The sequence below is a fragment of the Vibrio tarriae genome (genome assembly GCF_002216685.1).
Classification (GTDB): Bacteria; Pseudomonadota; Gammaproteobacteria; order Enterobacterales; family Vibrionaceae; genus Vibrio; species Vibrio tarriae.
In genome coordinates this window covers 108,920-124,280 of sequence record NZ_CP022352.1, presented here as the reverse complement: position 1 = coordinate 124,280, position 15,361 = coordinate 108,920, and the positions used below count along the sequence as shown (strand labels likewise).

Annotated in this window: 17 protein-coding genes and 7 pseudogenes; 21 read left to right on the top strand and 3 right to left on the bottom strand. The window is 43.2% G+C overall.

The features are described from left to right. The first annotated feature begins 139 nt into the window (after positions 1-139). The 15 genes and pseudogenes from CEQ48_RS00935 (at position 140) to CEQ48_RS00835 (ending at position 9,262) form a co-directional block, all read left to right on the top strand. On the top strand, positions 140-946 hold the full coding sequence (locus CEQ48_RS00935; protein WP_089069900.1) for a hypothetical protein: 807 nt from the start codon (positions 140-142) through the stop codon (positions 944-946). A gap of 153 nt (positions 947-1,099) precedes the next feature. Next, positions 1,100-1,891: a DUF3800 domain-containing protein gene (locus CEQ48_RS00930; protein WP_001179144.1), complete on the top strand. Its 792-nt coding sequence runs from the start codon at positions 1,100-1,102 to the stop codon at positions 1,889-1,891. A 294-nt stretch (positions 1,892-2,185) separates the two neighbouring features. Further along, a pseudogene (locus tag CEQ48_RS00925) lies at positions 2,186-2,310 on the top strand (DUF645 family protein); the annotation flags it as partial. Further along, positions 2,276-2,392, top strand: a complete 117-nt coding sequence (locus CEQ48_RS20270; protein ID WP_089069899.1) for a Tfp pilus assembly protein — start codon at positions 2,276-2,278, stop codon at positions 2,390-2,392. The pseudogene CEQ48_RS00925 and the gene CEQ48_RS20270, both read left to right, overlap by 35 nt. Positions 2,393-2,720: 328 nt before the next feature. Further along, positions 2,721-2,891: pseudogene (locus CEQ48_RS20510) on the top strand (DUF645 family protein). A gap of 779 nt (positions 2,892-3,670) precedes the next feature. After that, positions 3,671-3,979: a transposase gene (locus tag CEQ48_RS00895; protein ID WP_004413754.1), complete on the top strand. Its 309-nt coding sequence runs from the start codon at positions 3,671-3,673 to the stop codon at positions 3,977-3,979. Further along, complete coding sequence (locus CEQ48_RS00890) at positions 3,976-4,827, top strand: IS3 family transposase (RefSeq protein WP_089069862.1); 852 nt, start codon at positions 3,976-3,978, stop codon at positions 4,825-4,827. Before CEQ48_RS00895 ends, CEQ48_RS00890 begins: the two co-directional genes overlap by 4 nt. A 737-nt stretch (positions 4,828-5,564) precedes the next feature. Beyond that, positions 5,565-5,651 (top strand): DUF645 family protein, encoded by an 87-nt coding sequence (locus CEQ48_RS20555; RefSeq protein ID WP_175597613.1) that lies wholly within the window; start codon positions 5,565-5,567, stop codon positions 5,649-5,651. 423 nt (positions 5,652-6,074) lie between these two features. Beyond that, positions 6,075-6,308 carry a DUF3709 domain-containing protein gene (locus tag CEQ48_RS00865; RefSeq protein WP_089069895.1) on the top strand — a complete coding sequence of 78 codons (234 nt, stop codon included), beginning with the start codon at positions 6,075-6,077 and terminating at the stop codon, positions 6,306-6,308. A 424-nt stretch (positions 6,309-6,732) separates the two neighbouring features. Next, positions 6,733-6,777, top strand: a pseudogene (locus CEQ48_RS20235) (DUF645 family protein); the annotation flags it as partial. After that, a pseudogene (locus CEQ48_RS20020) lies at positions 6,761-6,914 on the top strand (DUF645 family protein). The pseudogenes CEQ48_RS20235 and CEQ48_RS20020, both read left to right, overlap by 17 nt. A gap of 232 nt (positions 6,915-7,146) precedes the next feature. Further along, complete coding sequence (locus CEQ48_RS00850; protein ID WP_000048765.1) at positions 7,147-7,431, top strand: putative quinol monooxygenase; 285 nt, start codon at positions 7,147-7,149, stop codon at positions 7,429-7,431. A 207-nt stretch (positions 7,432-7,638) separates the two neighbouring features. Next, a complete protein-coding gene (locus tag CEQ48_RS00845) occupies positions 7,639-7,929 on the top strand; it encodes a YkgJ family cysteine cluster protein (protein ID WP_032469738.1) in 291 nt (96 codons plus the stop codon). Between the two features lie 176 nt (positions 7,930-8,105). Beyond that, positions 8,106-8,540 (top strand): GNAT family N-acetyltransferase, encoded by a 435-nt coding sequence (locus CEQ48_RS00840; protein ID WP_089069894.1) that lies wholly within the window; start codon positions 8,106-8,108, stop codon positions 8,538-8,540. Positions 8,541-8,725: 185 nt separating this feature from the next. After that, complete coding sequence (locus tag CEQ48_RS00835) at positions 8,726-9,262, top strand: sugar O-acetyltransferase (protein ID WP_089069893.1); 537 nt, start codon at positions 8,726-8,728, stop codon at positions 9,260-9,262. 159 nt (positions 9,263-9,421) lie between these two features. On the opposite strand, the gene CEQ48_RS00830 is transcribed toward CEQ48_RS00835, so the two are convergent. Both CEQ48_RS00830 and CEQ48_RS00825 read right to left on the bottom strand, forming a co-directional pair. Beyond that, positions 9,422-9,700 carry a type II toxin-antitoxin system RelE/ParE family toxin gene (locus tag CEQ48_RS00830; RefSeq protein WP_089069892.1) on the bottom strand — a complete coding sequence of 93 codons (279 nt, stop codon included), beginning with the start codon at positions 9,698-9,700 and terminating at the stop codon, positions 9,422-9,424. Beyond that, entirely contained in the window at positions 9,697-9,981 is a 285-nt protein-coding gene (locus tag CEQ48_RS00825; RefSeq protein ID WP_045569736.1) for a type II toxin-antitoxin system RelB/DinJ family antitoxin, read from the bottom strand. The genes CEQ48_RS00830 and CEQ48_RS00825 overlap by 4 nt, the downstream gene beginning before the upstream one ends. Before the next feature lie 814 nt (positions 9,982-10,795). Here CEQ48_RS00825 and CEQ48_RS20225 point away from each other — a divergent pair. From CEQ48_RS20225 to CEQ48_RS00785, 5 genes and pseudogenes are all read left to right on the top strand, one after another. Beyond that, positions 10,796-10,976 (top strand): annotated as a pseudogene (locus tag CEQ48_RS20225) (DUF645 family protein). Between the two features lie 252 nt (positions 10,977-11,228). After that, positions 11,229-11,942, top strand: a complete 714-nt coding sequence (locus tag CEQ48_RS00800; protein WP_000123659.1) for a Fic family protein — start codon at positions 11,229-11,231, stop codon at positions 11,940-11,942. A gap of 212 nt (positions 11,943-12,154) precedes the next feature. Further along, positions 12,155-12,820, top strand: coding sequence for a hypothetical protein (locus tag CEQ48_RS20015; RefSeq protein ID WP_089069889.1), 666 nt, complete (start codon positions 12,155-12,157; stop codon positions 12,818-12,820). A 164-nt stretch (positions 12,821-12,984) separates the two neighbouring features. Further along, entirely contained in the window at positions 12,985-13,623 is a 639-nt protein-coding gene (locus CEQ48_RS00790; RefSeq protein ID WP_089069888.1) for an HD domain-containing protein, read from the top strand. A 250-nt stretch (positions 13,624-13,873) separates the two neighbouring features. Next, a pseudogene (locus tag CEQ48_RS00785) lies at positions 13,874-14,035 on the top strand (DUF645 family protein); the annotation flags it as partial. 296 nt (positions 14,036-14,331) lie between these two features. On the opposite strand, the pseudogene CEQ48_RS00770 reads toward CEQ48_RS00785, so the two are convergent. Then, positions 14,332-14,569 (bottom strand): annotated as a pseudogene (locus CEQ48_RS00770) (RNA recognition motif domain-containing protein). A 273-nt stretch (positions 14,570-14,842) separates the two neighbouring features. Here CEQ48_RS00770 and CEQ48_RS00765 point away from each other — a divergent pair. Beyond that, positions 14,843-15,142: a hypothetical protein gene (locus CEQ48_RS00765; protein ID WP_142578499.1), complete on the top strand. Its 300-nt coding sequence runs from the start codon at positions 14,843-14,845 to the stop codon at positions 15,140-15,142. The last annotated feature ends 219 nt before the right edge of the window (positions 15,143-15,361 follow it).

Here is a 15,361-nt window from a genome sequence, read left to right as displayed (position 1 = left end):
TAACAAACGCCTCAAGAGGGACTGTCAACGCGTGGCGTTTCCAGTCCCATTGAGCCGCGGTGGTTACGGTTGTTGTGTTTGAGTTTGGTTGTTATGCGTTGTCAGCCCCTTAGGCGGGCGTTAGGGCTCAGGAGGAAATATGAGTGATGTTGAAAATGAAATGCCAGAATCTGGGAAGGGAAGCAAAGTTGTTAGAGGTGCTCTTCAAGCTGCGGGCGGAGTTGTTCCATTTGTTGGTGGTGTTTTCTCTGCGATAGCTGGTGCTTGGTCTGAAAATGAACAAGACAAAGTAAACAAATTCTTTCAGCACTGGGTCCAAATGTTAGAAGATGAGTTGAAAGAAAAAGAAGAAACTATTGTAGAAATAATGGCGCGTTTAGACTTGCAGGATCAAGCAATCTCTGAGCGTGTTGATAGTCGTTCATATCAGTCATTAGTCAAGAAAACATTTAGAGAATGGTCTTGTGCGGAAAGTGAAGAAAAGCGGGAATATATCAGAAATATTTTGGCTAATGCTGCAAGTAGTACAGTTTCAAGTGATGACGTTATTCGTATGTTCATTGATTGGATTAATCAATATTCAGAAATGCACTTCCAAGTAATAGCTGCTATTTACAACAGTAATGGCATCACGAGAGGGCAGATTTGGCATAAAATTGGCAAAGGCACTGTCCGTGAAGATTCTGCTGATGCAGATCTATATAAACTTTTAATTCGTGATTTAAGTACTGGTGGAGTTATTCGGCAATACAGAGAAACAGATTATTTCGGAAATTTTGTAGCTAAGACTCCGCAACGTAGACCCAAAGGAAATGGTCCCAAACCTCTTGTATCAGCTTTTGATGATGAGGAAGGGTATGAACTTACAGCTTTGGGTCAGCAATTCATTCACTATGCAATGACGGACCTTCCTTTGAGAATCGAATTCAACTCAACTAAGCCCTAACAAACGCCTCAAGAGGGACTGTCAACGCGTAGCGTTTCCAGTCCCATAGAGCCGCGGTGGTTACGGTTGTTGTGTTTGAGTTTAGTGGTATGCGTTGCCAGCCCCTTAGGCGGGCGTTAAGTGCTCTCAGAACATTGGTACATTGGAGGTGAAATGCAAAACGGTAAATTGATTTGGCATGTTGCATGCGATGAATCTGGTGTTGACGGGCAGCAATATTATGGTTTTGGCTCACTCTGGATGAAGTACCAAAGGAGGGGCGACTTCGTTCGGATCATTAGAGAGTTAAGAGAAAAGCATAATTATTTAAACGAGATTAAGTGGCAAAAAGCTCATAAAAAGCATTATGCAGATTTTTATGAAGATCTGATTGAAATGTTCTTTAAACATCAATGGCTAGCATTCCATTGTATTGTTATCAGAAAAGGAATCGTGGATAAAAAATACCATGATGGTGATTATGACTTGGCAATGCGTAAGCATTTCACAAAACTAATTCAAACCAAAATTAGCGCTATCCATAAAGCTCATCCGCAAAGACAATGTGAATTCCGCATAGAGGTTGACCCTTTACCATCTCGGTATAAGAAAGCTGATGAAGCCTTCCATAAAATTGCAAACAATATGCTTAAAAAGCAATTTGGTGGTGAAGTGCCTATTCGCTCAGTAGTCACAAAAGATTCTAAAGAGTCTGAACAAATTCAGATAGCCGACTTTTTACTGGGTGCAGTTATGAGTGCATTTCAAGGTAAAGCCAGTTCACCAGCAAAATTAAAAGTTGCTGATAATATTGCGAGTTACTTGGGTTGGGATTCCTTACAGCATGACACCAAGCCACATGAGCGAAAGTTTAATATTTGGTATTTCCACGATCCGACTAAAGGGCCCCGAGAGTTAGAGACAAAAGATGTTAGGCTAAAGTATCCGCTTCCAATACGCACTTAACAAACGCCTCAAGAGGGACTGTCAACGCGTGGCGTTTCCAGTCCCATTGAGCCGCGGTGGTTGCAGTTGTTGTATTTGAGTTTGGTGGTAATGCGTTGTCAGCCCCTTAGGCGGGCGTTAGTTTCTATCTAGAAAAATCATCAAAAGCTCAGGTTTAACGTTCTGAAAAGTCAGCTTTAAGCGTTCAAGTCGAATTATTTGGCTTTTGAGTTTTGCCTGATGCTGATTTGGTAGAAAGTGTTGAAAGTTCAGCTATTTCAAAGTCGCTGAAAGCCAACAAGCCTCGATGCTTCAATATTGTTGGATGCTCCACACGGAAAGTTTGGTTTCATAAAGGCTGCATCATCGCTGTGATCTGGTTTTCTTTGTCGCGGACTCTTAACCGTGGTCAACTCAACCTTGATCGTTTTAAATTTTGGTAGTCAACTTCACAGCTTTTGGCGTTGGACGTGTGTTTGTGTGATGGATTTACATAAAATGGCTTTCAAGCAAATGTGTTAAAAAAGTCATTGGCAAACAATAGGCTACGAAACTAACAATCGCCTCAAGAGGGACTGCCAACGCGTAGCGTTTTCAGTCCCAATGAGCTGTGGTGGTTTCGGTTGCTGTGTTTGAGTTTTGTGGTGTGCGTTGCCAGCCCCTTAGGCGGGCGTTAGTTTCTCTCAGGAAAAATCATCAAAAATTCACGCACAAGGTTCTGATAATTCAGCCTTTATCGTTCAAAGTGCACAATTTGGCTTTTGGGTTTTTCCTGATGCTGATTTGGTAGAACGCGTTGAACGTTCAGCGGTTTCAAAATCGCTGATAACCAACAAGTTTTGATGCTTCAATGTTGTCGGACGTTCAACTTGATCAGTTTTGTTTCATAAAAAGCTGCATCATCGCTGTGATCTGGCTTTCTTTGTAGCGGACTCTTAAGCGGCCTGAACGGTTTAAGTTTTGGCAGCCAACTTCACAGCTTTTGGCGTTGGACGTGTGCTTGCGTGATGCTTTTGCGTAAAATTACTTTCAAGTAAATGTGTTAAAAAATCATTGCTAAACAATAGGCTACGAAACTAACAAACGCCTCAAGAGGGACTGTCAACGCGTGGCGTTTCCAGTCCCATTGAGCCGCGGTGGTTACGGTTGTTGTGTTTGAGTTTGGTTGTTATGCGTTGTCAGCCCCTTAGGCGGGCGTTATGTACTAGGTAGAAAAAATGAACAATAACATTAGATTGAATATGTACAGATATGTGTTCACAGAGCTCACTTATATCGTGTTTTTGTGGCTTGTCTTATATTGGCTTTCAAGTGGTAATCATCAATGGATACAATTACTTACATTAATAATGTGTTGTGGTGCAGCTACTAGGATCCTTATGTTATGGAATAAGTTTCGGCAAGGCTCTCTAAAAATATTAGGTGGGCAGTTATTTTTCAAAGGTTTAGCGTGCGATGTAACTTTGTTGTATAACTTTCTGCCGTTAGGAATAGGCTCAACCATAAAGATCTCATATTTTGAAGAGACTATGCAGAAACGTAGTATTTACATTCCGAAAAATGCGCTAAGCCATGAACATTGGCAACAATTGTTGGAGCGTCGTACATAACAAACGCCTCAAGAGGGACTGTCAACGCGCGGCGTTTCCAGTCCCATTGAGCCGCGGTGGTTGCAGTTGTTGTGTTTGAGTTTTGTGGTATGCGTTGCCAGCCCCTTAGGCGGGCGTTATGTACCCGAGTACCCCACGTTTAGTAGACACTTTACTAAGTTAGATCTAGGGTCTAATTGAGAGGTGATTTATGGCTAAACATCGTAATCCAGCGTACACCGAAGAGTTTCGCAAAGAAGCAGTTCGGCTGGCCAGCCTTCCCGGCCGAACTGCCGTCTCTGTTGCTAAAGAGCTGGGTATCAGTGCCCAGCAGATCCGGAACTGGAAGCGCCAGTTCACACGCCTATCTGATAAACAGTTTAACACCTTAGATGGTGTCGATTATTCGAAGAAAGAGTCCGAAGAGCTTCGAGCGCTAAGGCGCGAGAACAAGCGGCTCAAAGATGAAATGGAATTCCTAAAAAAGGTCTCGGCGTACTTCGCGAAGCAGCAAGAGTGAAGTACGAGTTCATTGAAAGCTACACCGGCGAGTACTCGATTAGCTTAATGTGCCGCACCTTAGAAGTGAGTCGAGGCGGTTACTATAAATGGTGTCATCATACGCCGAGTGAGCGTTCAAAGCGGCGAGAGCGCTTTGAACAGCTAGTGATGTGTACCTTTGCCCAATATCGGGCGCGTTACGGTTCAGTGCGCATAGCCGAAGAGCTAAACGAAGCAGGCTATGCCTGCTGCGTGAACTATGTGGCTGATATCATGAAGGAAAAAGGTATCATGGCACGTAATGGTAAAGGGTTTAAATACAGCAAGGATGTAGCGGCTATGACGAATGTTGCCGACAATTTACTGCGAAGAGACTTTGAATCAGAGACACCCAATCAGAAGTGGGTCACGGACATTACGTATATCTGGGTGAAGAGTCGTTGGCTCTTCTTGGCGACAGTGATGGACTTGCATTCAAGACGCATTGTGGGTTGGTCGCTAGAAACAACGATGACAGTCGAGCTCATCACCAATGCTCTAAAAATGGCGTTCGAGTCACGTAAGCCGCCTAAGGGAGTCATTATTCACTCGGACCGAGGTGTACAATACAGGGCCTATAAATATCAAGACTTCATGCGCAAGCATGGAGGTGTACCGAGCATGAGTCGACAGGGCAACTGTTGGGATAATGCGGTGATGGAGTCGTTCTACAGTCGACTGAAAGTCGAACTGATATACGCAGAAGACTATCAAACTGTTGAAGAAGCTCGGATGGGCATCTTCGAATACATCGAGGTATTTTACAATCGCAGAAGAAGACACTCAGCGTTGGGGTATGTCAGCCCAGTTGAGTACGAAAGTAGGTAGTTATGTGCTGTCTACTTTTTGTGGGGTACACCAGTACTAGGTAGAAAAAATGAACAATAACATTAGATTGAATATGTACAGATATGTGTTCACAGAGCTCACTTATATCGTGTTTTTGTGGCTTGTCTTATATTGGCTTTCAAGTGGTAATCATCAATGGATACAATTACTTACATTAATAATGTGTTGTGGTGCAGCTACTAGGATCCTTATGTTATGGAATAAGTTTCGGCAAGGCTCTCTAAAAATATTAGGTGGGCAGTTATTTTTCAAAGGTTTAGCGTGCGATGTAACTTTGTTGTATAACTTTCTGCCGTTAGGAATAGGCTCAACCATAAAGATCTCATATTTTGAAGAGACTATGCAGAAACGTAGTATTTACATTCCGAAAAATGCGCTAAGCCATGAACATTGGCAACAATTGTTGGAGCGTCGTACATAACAAACGCCTCAAGAGGGACTGTCAACGCGCGGCGTTTCCAGTCCCATTGAGCCGCGGTGGTTGCAGTTGTTGTGTTTGAGTTTTGTGGTATGCGTTGCCAGCCCCTTAGGCGGGCGTTAGCTTCTTAAAGGCTAAAATCATAAAATCCCAACTTCTTGTTCTGAAAAATCAGCTTTTAGTGTTCAAATTGCACAATTTGGCATTTGAATTTTGCTAAATGCTGATTTGGTAGAAAGTGTTGGAAGTTCCGCAGTTTCAAAGCCGCTGAAAGCCAACAAGTCTCAATGCTTCAAAGTTGTTGGATGTTCAACACGGTCAACTTTGTTTCACAAAAGGCTGCATCGTCGCTGAAATAGCGCTTTCTTTGTCGGAAATTCGGTAAGTGGCCAACTCAACCTTGAACGCTGTAAGTTTTGACAGCTCACTTCACAGCTTTTGGCGCTGGATGTGTGTTTGCTTGATGCTTTTGCGTAAAATGCATTTCAAGCAAATGTGTTTAAAAAATCATTGGTAAACAATGGGCTACGAAGCTAACAAACGCCTCAAGCGGGACTGTCAACGCGTGGCGTTTCCAGTCCCATTGAGCCGCGGTGGTTTCAGTTGTTGCGTTTGAGTTTAGTGTTATGCGTTGCCAGCCCCTTAGGCGGGCGTTATGCTTAATCCATAAAAATCAGCAGGTTGTGATTGTCGATTCCTTTAGCATTTCGTTCTGGTTTTGTCGGCAATTCAATATTGTTTTTCGCTGCCTAATGAAGCGGCAATGTATCTGGCGCTGTAAATTCTGAGTGATTGCCTCATTGGATTTTTGAGTCCACGCGAGGTGACTTTTGCTCTCTCAAGTCGCTTTGAGCAGTTTGGTGCCTTTACTTACAGGCTTAAAGTCTGTCGGCAATTGAATATTGTTTTGCGCTGCCTAATGAAACGGCAATGTGTCTGTCGCTGTAAGTTTCAGTGTGATTGCCTCATTGAGTTATCGTGCCCATGCGTGGTGAGTGAGTTTGTCGGAGAGGTTTTCTACATTGGCCTAGTTGCTAAATGAAAGCCTGCATTGGTCAGTTCATAGGTAAAATTTGAGTCAGTTCTAGTTCAAGAAAATTCGAGTTTGGCCAATGATTTCAGTGGGTTATTCTTGAGTTGGTTCAAATGTAAAGTGTTGAAGCTTAAGCATAACAAACGCCTCAAGAGGGACTGTCAACGCGCGGCGTTTCCAGTCCCATTGAGCCGTGGTGGTTATGGTTGTTGTGTTTGAGTTTTGTGTTATGCGTTGTCAGCCCCTTAGGCGGGCGTTAGCTTCTTAAAGGCTGGAATCATCAAAATCCAAACTCAATCGTTCTGAAAAATAAGCTTTTAGCGTTCAAATTGCACAAGTTGGCTTCCGAGTTTGTCGGATTCTGACTTGGTAGAAAGTGTTGAATGCTCAGCAGTTTCAAAGTCGCTGAAAACCATCAAGTCTCGATGTTTCAATGTTGTTGGATGTTCAACACTGGCAGCTTGGTTTCACAAAAAGCAGCATCGTCGCTGAAATCACGCGTTCTTTGTCGGAAATGCAGTAAGTGGCCAACTTAACCTTGGTCACTGCAAGTTTTGGCAGCTCACTTCACAGCTTTTGGCGTTGGACGTGTGTTTGAGTGATGCTTTTGCGTAAAATGCATTTCAAGCAAATGTGTTTAAAAAGTCATTGGTAAACAATGGGCTACGAAGCTAACAAACGCCTCAAGAGGGACTGTCAACGCGTAGCGTTTCCAGTTCCATTGAGCCGCGGTGGTTGCAGTTGTTGTGTTTGAATTTGGTGGTAATGCGTTGTCAGCCCCTTAGGCGGGCGTTATGCGCCTATCATGAAAAATCAGCTATATCTGCAAAATTTAAAAGGATAGAAATTGAGCAAGGTAATTCTAAAAGGCTACATTATTGTTCCACAAGCAGAACTAACAGCGGTTATCAGCGAGCTAGAAAATCATATTCGTTTGACGAGATTAGAGGATGGTTGTCTGATTTTTGAAGTCACGCAAAACGAAGAAAACCCATGTCGATTCGATGTTTATGAAGAGTTTAGAGATCAAACTGCTTTTGATAGGCATCAGCTAAGAGTTAAATCATCTACGTGGGGTAAAGTTTCCGTTAATGTTGAACGTAATTATGAAGTTACGGTGAGTTGCGCATAACAAACGCCTCAAGAGGGACTGTCAACGCGTGGCGTTTCCAGTCCCATTGAGCTGCGGTGGTTTCGGTTGTTGTGATTGAGTTTTGTGTTAATGCGTTGCCAGCCCCTTAGGCGGGCGTTATGGCTATCAAATTGAGTTCATCACGAATGTCGATAAGTGGATTTAAATTGGAGTACTATGCTGCAATTAAATTCGCAGAAGAACTCGATGACAATCCCAATTAAAAATGTTTTAAATCCTGAAATATCTTGCTCAAACTGCCATGCCTGTTGTTGTCGTTTAGAGGTCATGATCATTACCGATACAGGTGTGCCAAAGCAGCACATTGCATTCGACGAATGGGGTGGCGAGACAATGCTGCGTTTGGCGGATGGCTGGTGCTCAGCTCTAAATCGCGAAACGTTTATGTGTACAATTTACGAAAATCGCCCTTGGATTTGTCGAGAATTCGAAATGGGCTCTTACGAATGTCGAGATGAAAGGTTAGAACATCCTTAAATGGTTTTACGCAATAAATCATTGGGTTGCTAGCCATAACAAACGCCTCAAGAGGGACTGTCAACGCGCGGCGTTTCCAGTCCCATTGAGCCGCGGTGGTTGCAGTTGTTGTGTTTGAGTTTAGTGGTGATGCGTTGCCAGCCCCTTAGGCGGGCGTTATAAGCCAAGGAGAAATTGTGGTTACATTTAGGGAAATGGATATTTCCGATTACAACGAAGTGATCGCTTTATGGTCTACTACTGAAAACTTATCCCTCAGAGATGCCGATTCTCAGCCAAACATCGAAGCTTATTTGAAAAGAAATCAAGGTTTAAGCTTTGTCGCAGTTTCAGACTCTCTTGTGATTGGTACTGTTTTGGTTGGTACAGACGGTAGGCGAGGTTACGTACAACATCTGGCGGTATCATCTGACTTTCGAGGCCAAGGGATTGGTAAGTCTTTAATTCAAAAAGCGACAGATGCATTATCAAGAATAGGCATTTCTAAGACGCATTTGTTTGTGTTGATTGAGAATGTTGCGGCACAGAACTTCTATACCAAGTTAGATTGGTATCCGAGAGATGAAATCCGAATGTTTTCGTACAACAGTTCGGGCAACCCGGAAGTCTAGGGTTCGGGCTTATAACAAACGCCTCAAGAAGGACTGTCAACGCGCGGCGTTTCCAGTCCCATTGAGCTGCGGTGGTTGCAGTTGTTGTGTTTGAGTTTAGTGTTAATGCGTTGCCAGCCCCTTAGGCGGGCGTTATGAGCAGCAGTAAAATTTAGAACTGAGTTGTATATGACAGAAAGAGAAAAATGCTCTCTGGTGAGTATTACGATCCGAGTGACGCTGAGCTCGTCAAGTCGCGTCTTGAGGCGCGTTTACTCACAGAGAAGCTAAATCAAACAAGTGTAAGTTGCCCAGATAAAAGAGTAGAGATAATCAAATCCTTGCTGGGTTCTACAGGAAATAGTATTCACATTGAATCTACTTTCAACTGCGATTACGGGCTGAATATACACGTTGGTGAGAATTTCTATGCCAATTTTGGCTGTGTCATTTTGGACGTAGCAGAAGTTCGTATTGGTGATAACTGTTTTATAGCACCACAGGTCGGAATTTATACGGCAACTCATCCAATCGATCCGATTCAGAGAAACAATGGGTTAGAGTTTGGAAAGCCAATCAGAATAGGTAACAACTGTTGGATTGGAGGTCATGCAACGATCAACCCAGGAGTGACGTTAGGTGACAATGTTGTTGTTGCCTCAGGAGCCGTTGTAACAAAGAGTTTTGGTAGCAATGTTGTCATTGGTGGTAATCCAGCACGAGTGTTAAAAGTAATCGAGTAACCTTTAGCTAGCTGCTCATAACAAACGCCTCAAGAGGGACTGTCAACGCGTGGCGTTTCCAGTCCCAATGAGCCGCGGTGGTTTCGGTTGTTGTGATTGAGTTTAGTGTTATGCGTTGCCAGCCCCTTAGGCGGGCGTTAGTTGCCAATCAGCAACAAATCATTCGTTTGGAAATTTTTGTTTCTGATGTAGTACACGCATTATTCGAATTTTAGAACCATCAACCCAATACGAAACAATCATTGATATCTCAGGGATAATAAGCAATCTGCCTCTAATGCCATCACGCTGAACACCCATTAGTGGTTGCTCAAGCAAATTTTCGACTTTGGCTTCTATGAGCTCGTCCGTTTTTTCAGCGGCTGCTGGGTTAAAGTCGTAGAGAAATTCGAAAATTTTCTCACGATCATTGAGAGATGCTTCTTCCCAGAAAATCATGCGTGGCCTCGATTTCGGATTTTAGCTTTACGTTCAGCCATTCGTGCTTTGGCGATGTCATGTTCAATGAATACTGCTTTTCCTGAGTCGAACTTCTCAAATGCTTGATTCACTTGTTCAGTTAGCCATGTATCGTGAGATAATGCCTTGCGTTGTTGCTCAGCTAATTGTTCAGTGAGTTCACGACAAGCATCGCTAAGAGTTCGACCTTGGCTTTCAGCCATTTGTTGAGCTAAACGTTTTGTTTCTTCGTCTACACGAAATTGAATTCTAGTATCCATTGTGAGCTCCTTTGTTGTGTGTACGAATGTTAGCACTGGTGTTGGTGTAGGGCAACTAACAAACGCCTCAAGCGGGACTGTCAACGCGCGGCGTTTCCAGTCCCAATGAGCCGCGGTGGTTATGGTTGTTGTGTTTGAGTTTGGTGTTATGCGTTGCCAGCCCCTTAGGCGGGCGTTATGCTTAATCACCCAAAATCAGTGGTTTATGATTGTTCTTTATTCCCTTGGCTTGTGAGTTTCGTGCTCGTCGGCAAATTGGCTTCAGCGGGCGCTGTTTTCTGGACATCCATTCTTGGGCGCTAAAAATTCTGAGAGTTGCCTCAGTCAATTTTCGGGCAAGCACGAGATTAGGCCAGTTGGCTCCATCAGCAACTTGATCTTAGGTTTTTTCGTTTTAGCTGCCAAAGTTCAAAGTCTGATTTTCAAAATCATGAGTCATTTCAGTTTTTTGGTTTTTGGGTTTTGTTCGTGTATCAAAGCTGAGTTAATCTTGGTTTAGGTAAAACGTAAGTCATTGAAGCTTAAGCATAACAAACGCTTCAAGAGGGACAGCCAACGCGTGGCATTTTTATAATGCGTTGGTTTTTGTGGTTACGTTGTTATGCGGAAAGTTGGTCGTGGCGTTGGCTGCCCCTTAAGCGGGCGTTAGTTTCTATCTAGAAAAAATCATCAAAAGCTCAGATTCAATCCTCTGAAAAGTCAGCCTTAAGTGTTCAAGTCGCACTATTTGGCTTTTGAGTTTTGCCTGAAGTAGAAAGTGTTGAAAGTTCAGCTATTTCAAAGTCGCTGAAAGCCAACAAGCCTCGAAGTTTCAATGTTGTCGGATGTTCACACGGTCAGCTTAGTTTCACAAAGGGCTTCATCACCGCTGAAATTATGCTTTCTTTGTCGCGGACTCTTAACCATGGTCAACTTAACCTTGATCGATTTGAGTTTTGGCAGCCAACTTCACAGCTTTGGCGTTGGATGTGTGTTTGTGTGATGCATTTGCATAAAATGACTTTCAAGCAAACGTGTTAAAAAATCATTGTTACACAATGGGCTACGAAACTAACAAACGCCTCAAGAGGGACTGTCAACGCGTAGCGTTTCCAGTCCCAATGAGCCGCGGTGGTTGCAGTTGTTGTTTTTGAGTTTAGTGGTAATGCGTTGCCAGCCCCTTAGGCGGGCGTTAGCCGACTTCTACCACCTTGTCTGCTCACAAGTGTATACTTGGCCTAGTTTTACTTAAATTGAAGAATATCGCTATGACAGCATTTTCAGATAACACTTGGCATATGAAGCCAAATATAGCTTTGGCTAAGCAGCTTGCTAAAAGAGATGTGCCTGCTCTGGTTTATGATGCGGTGAACCTTGAAGGTGTTGCAATGACTTTGCCAGAGGTACAAACCATCCTTGATGGGATCACTGTCGGTGGTCATCGAATCAGTGATCAAAACATGGCCATGAACCAAGCTAAAGCATGGGAATTTATCTTTGCTTTAGTCGATCGTGGAGAGTTTAAATTTACTAAAGAAATAGCCTTAAAAATTCACAACATCGCCGGGCAAGAAGAGGCATTGGAGTGGGGAAAATTCCGTTCGGGTTATGTTTCTATAACGGGCTCTGAGTATGAACCTCCAGCTCCGGATGAGTTGGATGCAAAGTGGATTGAGGTTGAGCAACAAGTAGGCAATGAGGCTGATATTTACGATCAGGCGATCACTGCATTTTTACAAATGGCCCGAGCCCAATTTTTTTGGGACGTCAATAAGCGTACTGGCCGTTTTATGATGAATGGGATCCTTTTAGCTAATGGTTTTCCGATCATCAATGTTCAAGCAAAGCGTCAACAAGAGTTTAATACGCTGATGCTCGATTTTTACAGCTCCAATGATATGACAGCGATGAATAAGTTTTTGCGAAGCTGTTTGGATGAGAAAATCATCCGTAATTTCAAACTGGATCTGAAAATCGGCTAACAAACGCCTCAAGAGGGACTGTCAACGCGTGGCGTTTCCAGTCCCATTGAGCCGCGGTGGTTACGGTTGTTGTGTTTGAGTTTCGTGTTATGCGTTGCCAGCCCCTTAGGCGGGCGTTATGTGCTTGTTCTCACATCTGAGGCGCTGATAGTGCCTGTTATATTTATGTTTTCAGCTATCTTTTGTGAGTTGATTAGGACTAGGAGATTCTTATGAAACTGATTAAGTACATGCTGATAACGATAAGTTTGTTGCCAATGTCGTCACTCGCAAGCTCTAGTGTTTTAGATTTAGAAAAGGAAAACGAAGAACTTAAGAAAGAATGTATTGATGGAAAATGTTCTAAGGAAAAGTTATCGAAAATAGAAGAAAATAATCGCTCTATAAGCTCTGTTGTTGACCGTTTTAAATTTGGAGTTGCTATAGGTTATGAGCACTACAAAGATTCATTTATTAATGAAGCGCAAATTGTAGGGAGTGACCGAATTGTACGAATAAGTGATAGGCAAGATTACAAACCATCTATATGGCTTGAGACCCACTACATTTGGGATGGTATCGGCGAGGACTTGGGATTTACTCATTCTGCACCAGGCTTTTATGTAGGCGCTAGGCTTTTAGGTCCTGACTCTGATGTATTTCAAGCATTTAGCCTAGGTCTTATGTGGTCGTTTAAGAGGTCGGCTCTAAGTACTCCTAAACCTGAAGGCAGTATTGCTGATTCTATTAACATTGGCGTTGGTCCCGTATGGCACCGTACAAGGGTTTTGGCTGACGGTATAAGAGAGGGAGAGGCTCTGCCTGCTCGATACGATGATATTCAGTTTGATGAAGAAGATGAAATTAGCTGGATGTTAATGGTTTCAGTAGGCTTCTAACCTCAACTAGCACATAACAAACGCCTCAAGAGGGACTGTCAACGCGTGGCGTTTCCAGTCCCAATGAGTCGCGGTGGTTGCAGTTGTTGTGTTTGAGTTTGGTGGTATGCGTTGTCAGCCCCTTAGGCGGGCGTTAGCTGTATACGATGAACCAAGGAAGTAATGTGGTAGAAAACTATGAGGCTCAATTTGTAACTTTCGTTGAGTCTGAAATGGAGCAAGATTTGGCGCATGACTTAAACCATATATTTCGTGTTGTCAAAATGGCCAAGCTGTTGAGCAAAATTGAAGGTGCGATGCTTGAGGTTGTTTTACCTGCAGCGTATCTCCACGATTGTTTTTCATTTCCCAAGAATCATCCTCATAAAAGTGAAAGCTCTCGTATTGCAGCAGATAAGGCACTGGAGTTTCTTAATGAGATTGGTTATCCGAAGGAATATTACGGGGCTATAAAGCACGCAATTATTGCTCATAGTTTTAGCGCCAATGTTCAACCTGATACGCTTGAAGCAAAGGTCGTACAGGACGCTGATAGACTCGATGCTCTAGGTGCAATTGGGATTGCTCGTTGCATTCAGGTGAGCACAAATTTAGGCGTGGGTTTATATGACGCAACTGACCCCTTTTGCGGTACACGTGAGCCGAATGATCGAGTGAATACGGTAGATCATTTCTACACTAAGCTATTTAAATTGTCTGAAATAATGCATACAGCGTCAGCAAAGGCAGAGGCTGAAAAGAGAATGAAATTTATGAAAGCTTACTTAATTCAGTTGGGAATGGAAATCGAGCCATACAGCTAACAAACGCCTCAAGAGGGACTGTCAACGCGTAGCGTTTCCAGTCCCATTGAGCCGCGGTGGTTTCGGTTGTTGTGATTGAGTTTTGTGGTAATGCGTTGTCAGCCCCTTAGGCGGGCGTTAGCTTCTTAAAGGCTAGAATCATCAAAATCTAAGTTCATTTGTTGTGAAAATCAGTTTTTAGCATTCAAATCTCACAACTTGGCTTGCGGGGTTTTCTGATGCGGATTTGGTCGAACATGTTGAAAGTTCAGTGGTTTCAAAGTCGCTGAAAACCATCAAACCTCGATGCTTCAATGTTGTTGGATGCTCAACTCGGAAAGTTTGGTTTCACAAAGGCCACATCATCGCTGAAAGTGTTTTTTCTTTGTCGCGGACTCGTAGCCGTGGCCAACTTAACCTTGATCTTTTTGAGTTTTGGCCGCCAACTTCACAGCTTTTGGCTCTGGACGTGTGTTTGTGTGATGCTTTTGCGTAAAATGCATTTCAAGCAAAAGTGGTTAAAAGTCATTTTGAAACAATAGGCTACGAAGCTAACAAACGCCTCAAGAGGGACTGTCAACGCGTGGCGTTTCCAGTCCTAATGAGCCGCGGTGGTTGCAGTTGTTGTGTTTGGGTTTAGTGATAATGCGTTGCCAGCCCCTTAGGCGGGCGTTATGCAGTTTTTGGGCAATAAAAAACCAGCATTTTCAACTGGCTTTAGAATTTGCTTTATTGAGCTGCTTTGACTCGGATCTTGCTTTTGGCAACGCTTGCCATATTCAGCGCTGCAATTGCAGTTTTTTGCTTCTGAAGCATCTGGCATTTCGACGAAAGCAAAGCCTTTCGATAGACCGGTTTCTTGGTCTAAAACGAGAGTGCATTCTGTAACAGAGCCGTGTTCAGAAAACAGTTTACGAATGTCGTGCTCAGTTGTGGTGCGAGCAAGGTTGCGAACTAAGAGTTTCATAGTTGTCCGTTGATGTAGAAATAACGGTGAGGATTGTCTCAATAAAGGCAGTGGCTACCAAGCGATAGTTTAGTTTTACCGTAAAATAGCAGCATTTATGGCAACCAATTGCATAACAAACGCCTCAAGAGGGACTGTCAACGCGCAGCGTTTCCAGTCCCATTGAGCCGCGGTGGTTTCGGTTGTTTTGTTTGAGTTTAGTGTTAATGCGTTGTCAGCCCCTTAGGCGGGCGTTATGTGTAGGTCTGTTTCCAAACGTCTATGGAGTTAGATTTGAAAATTACTATGTGGGAAAGGTTCAGAGGCTTTGTTTCAAGAAATCCAGAAGAATATTGGTTTAATCACTTTACCGATGAAGAAAAGAAGCTCAGAAAAATGGACGTATGGGAACTAGCTGAAGTTATTTGTGATGGGTCAATCAGCTCACAAAGGGACGAACGTAAAATAGTCGCTGAGTATATGTTGCAGCAAAGGTTAGCTAAAATTCAAAGCAACGCGACATATGTTAGTGCTCTTACATCAGCAATCTTTGGAGTCGTTGGCGTTATTGTAGGAGCACTCTTAAATTCATAGTGGCCTCCTTTACACATAACAAACGCCTCAAGAGGGACTGTCAACGCGTAGCGTTTCCAGTCCCATTGAGCCGCGGTGGTTACGGTTATTGTGTTTGAGTTTTGTGATAATGCGTTGTCAGCCCCTTAGGCGGGCGTTATGCCGAAGATGAGTATTCGTGTTGTGTCATAATGTTTAATAGTTTAATCTAATTCCTTTAATTTATTTTGAGTAATTAAC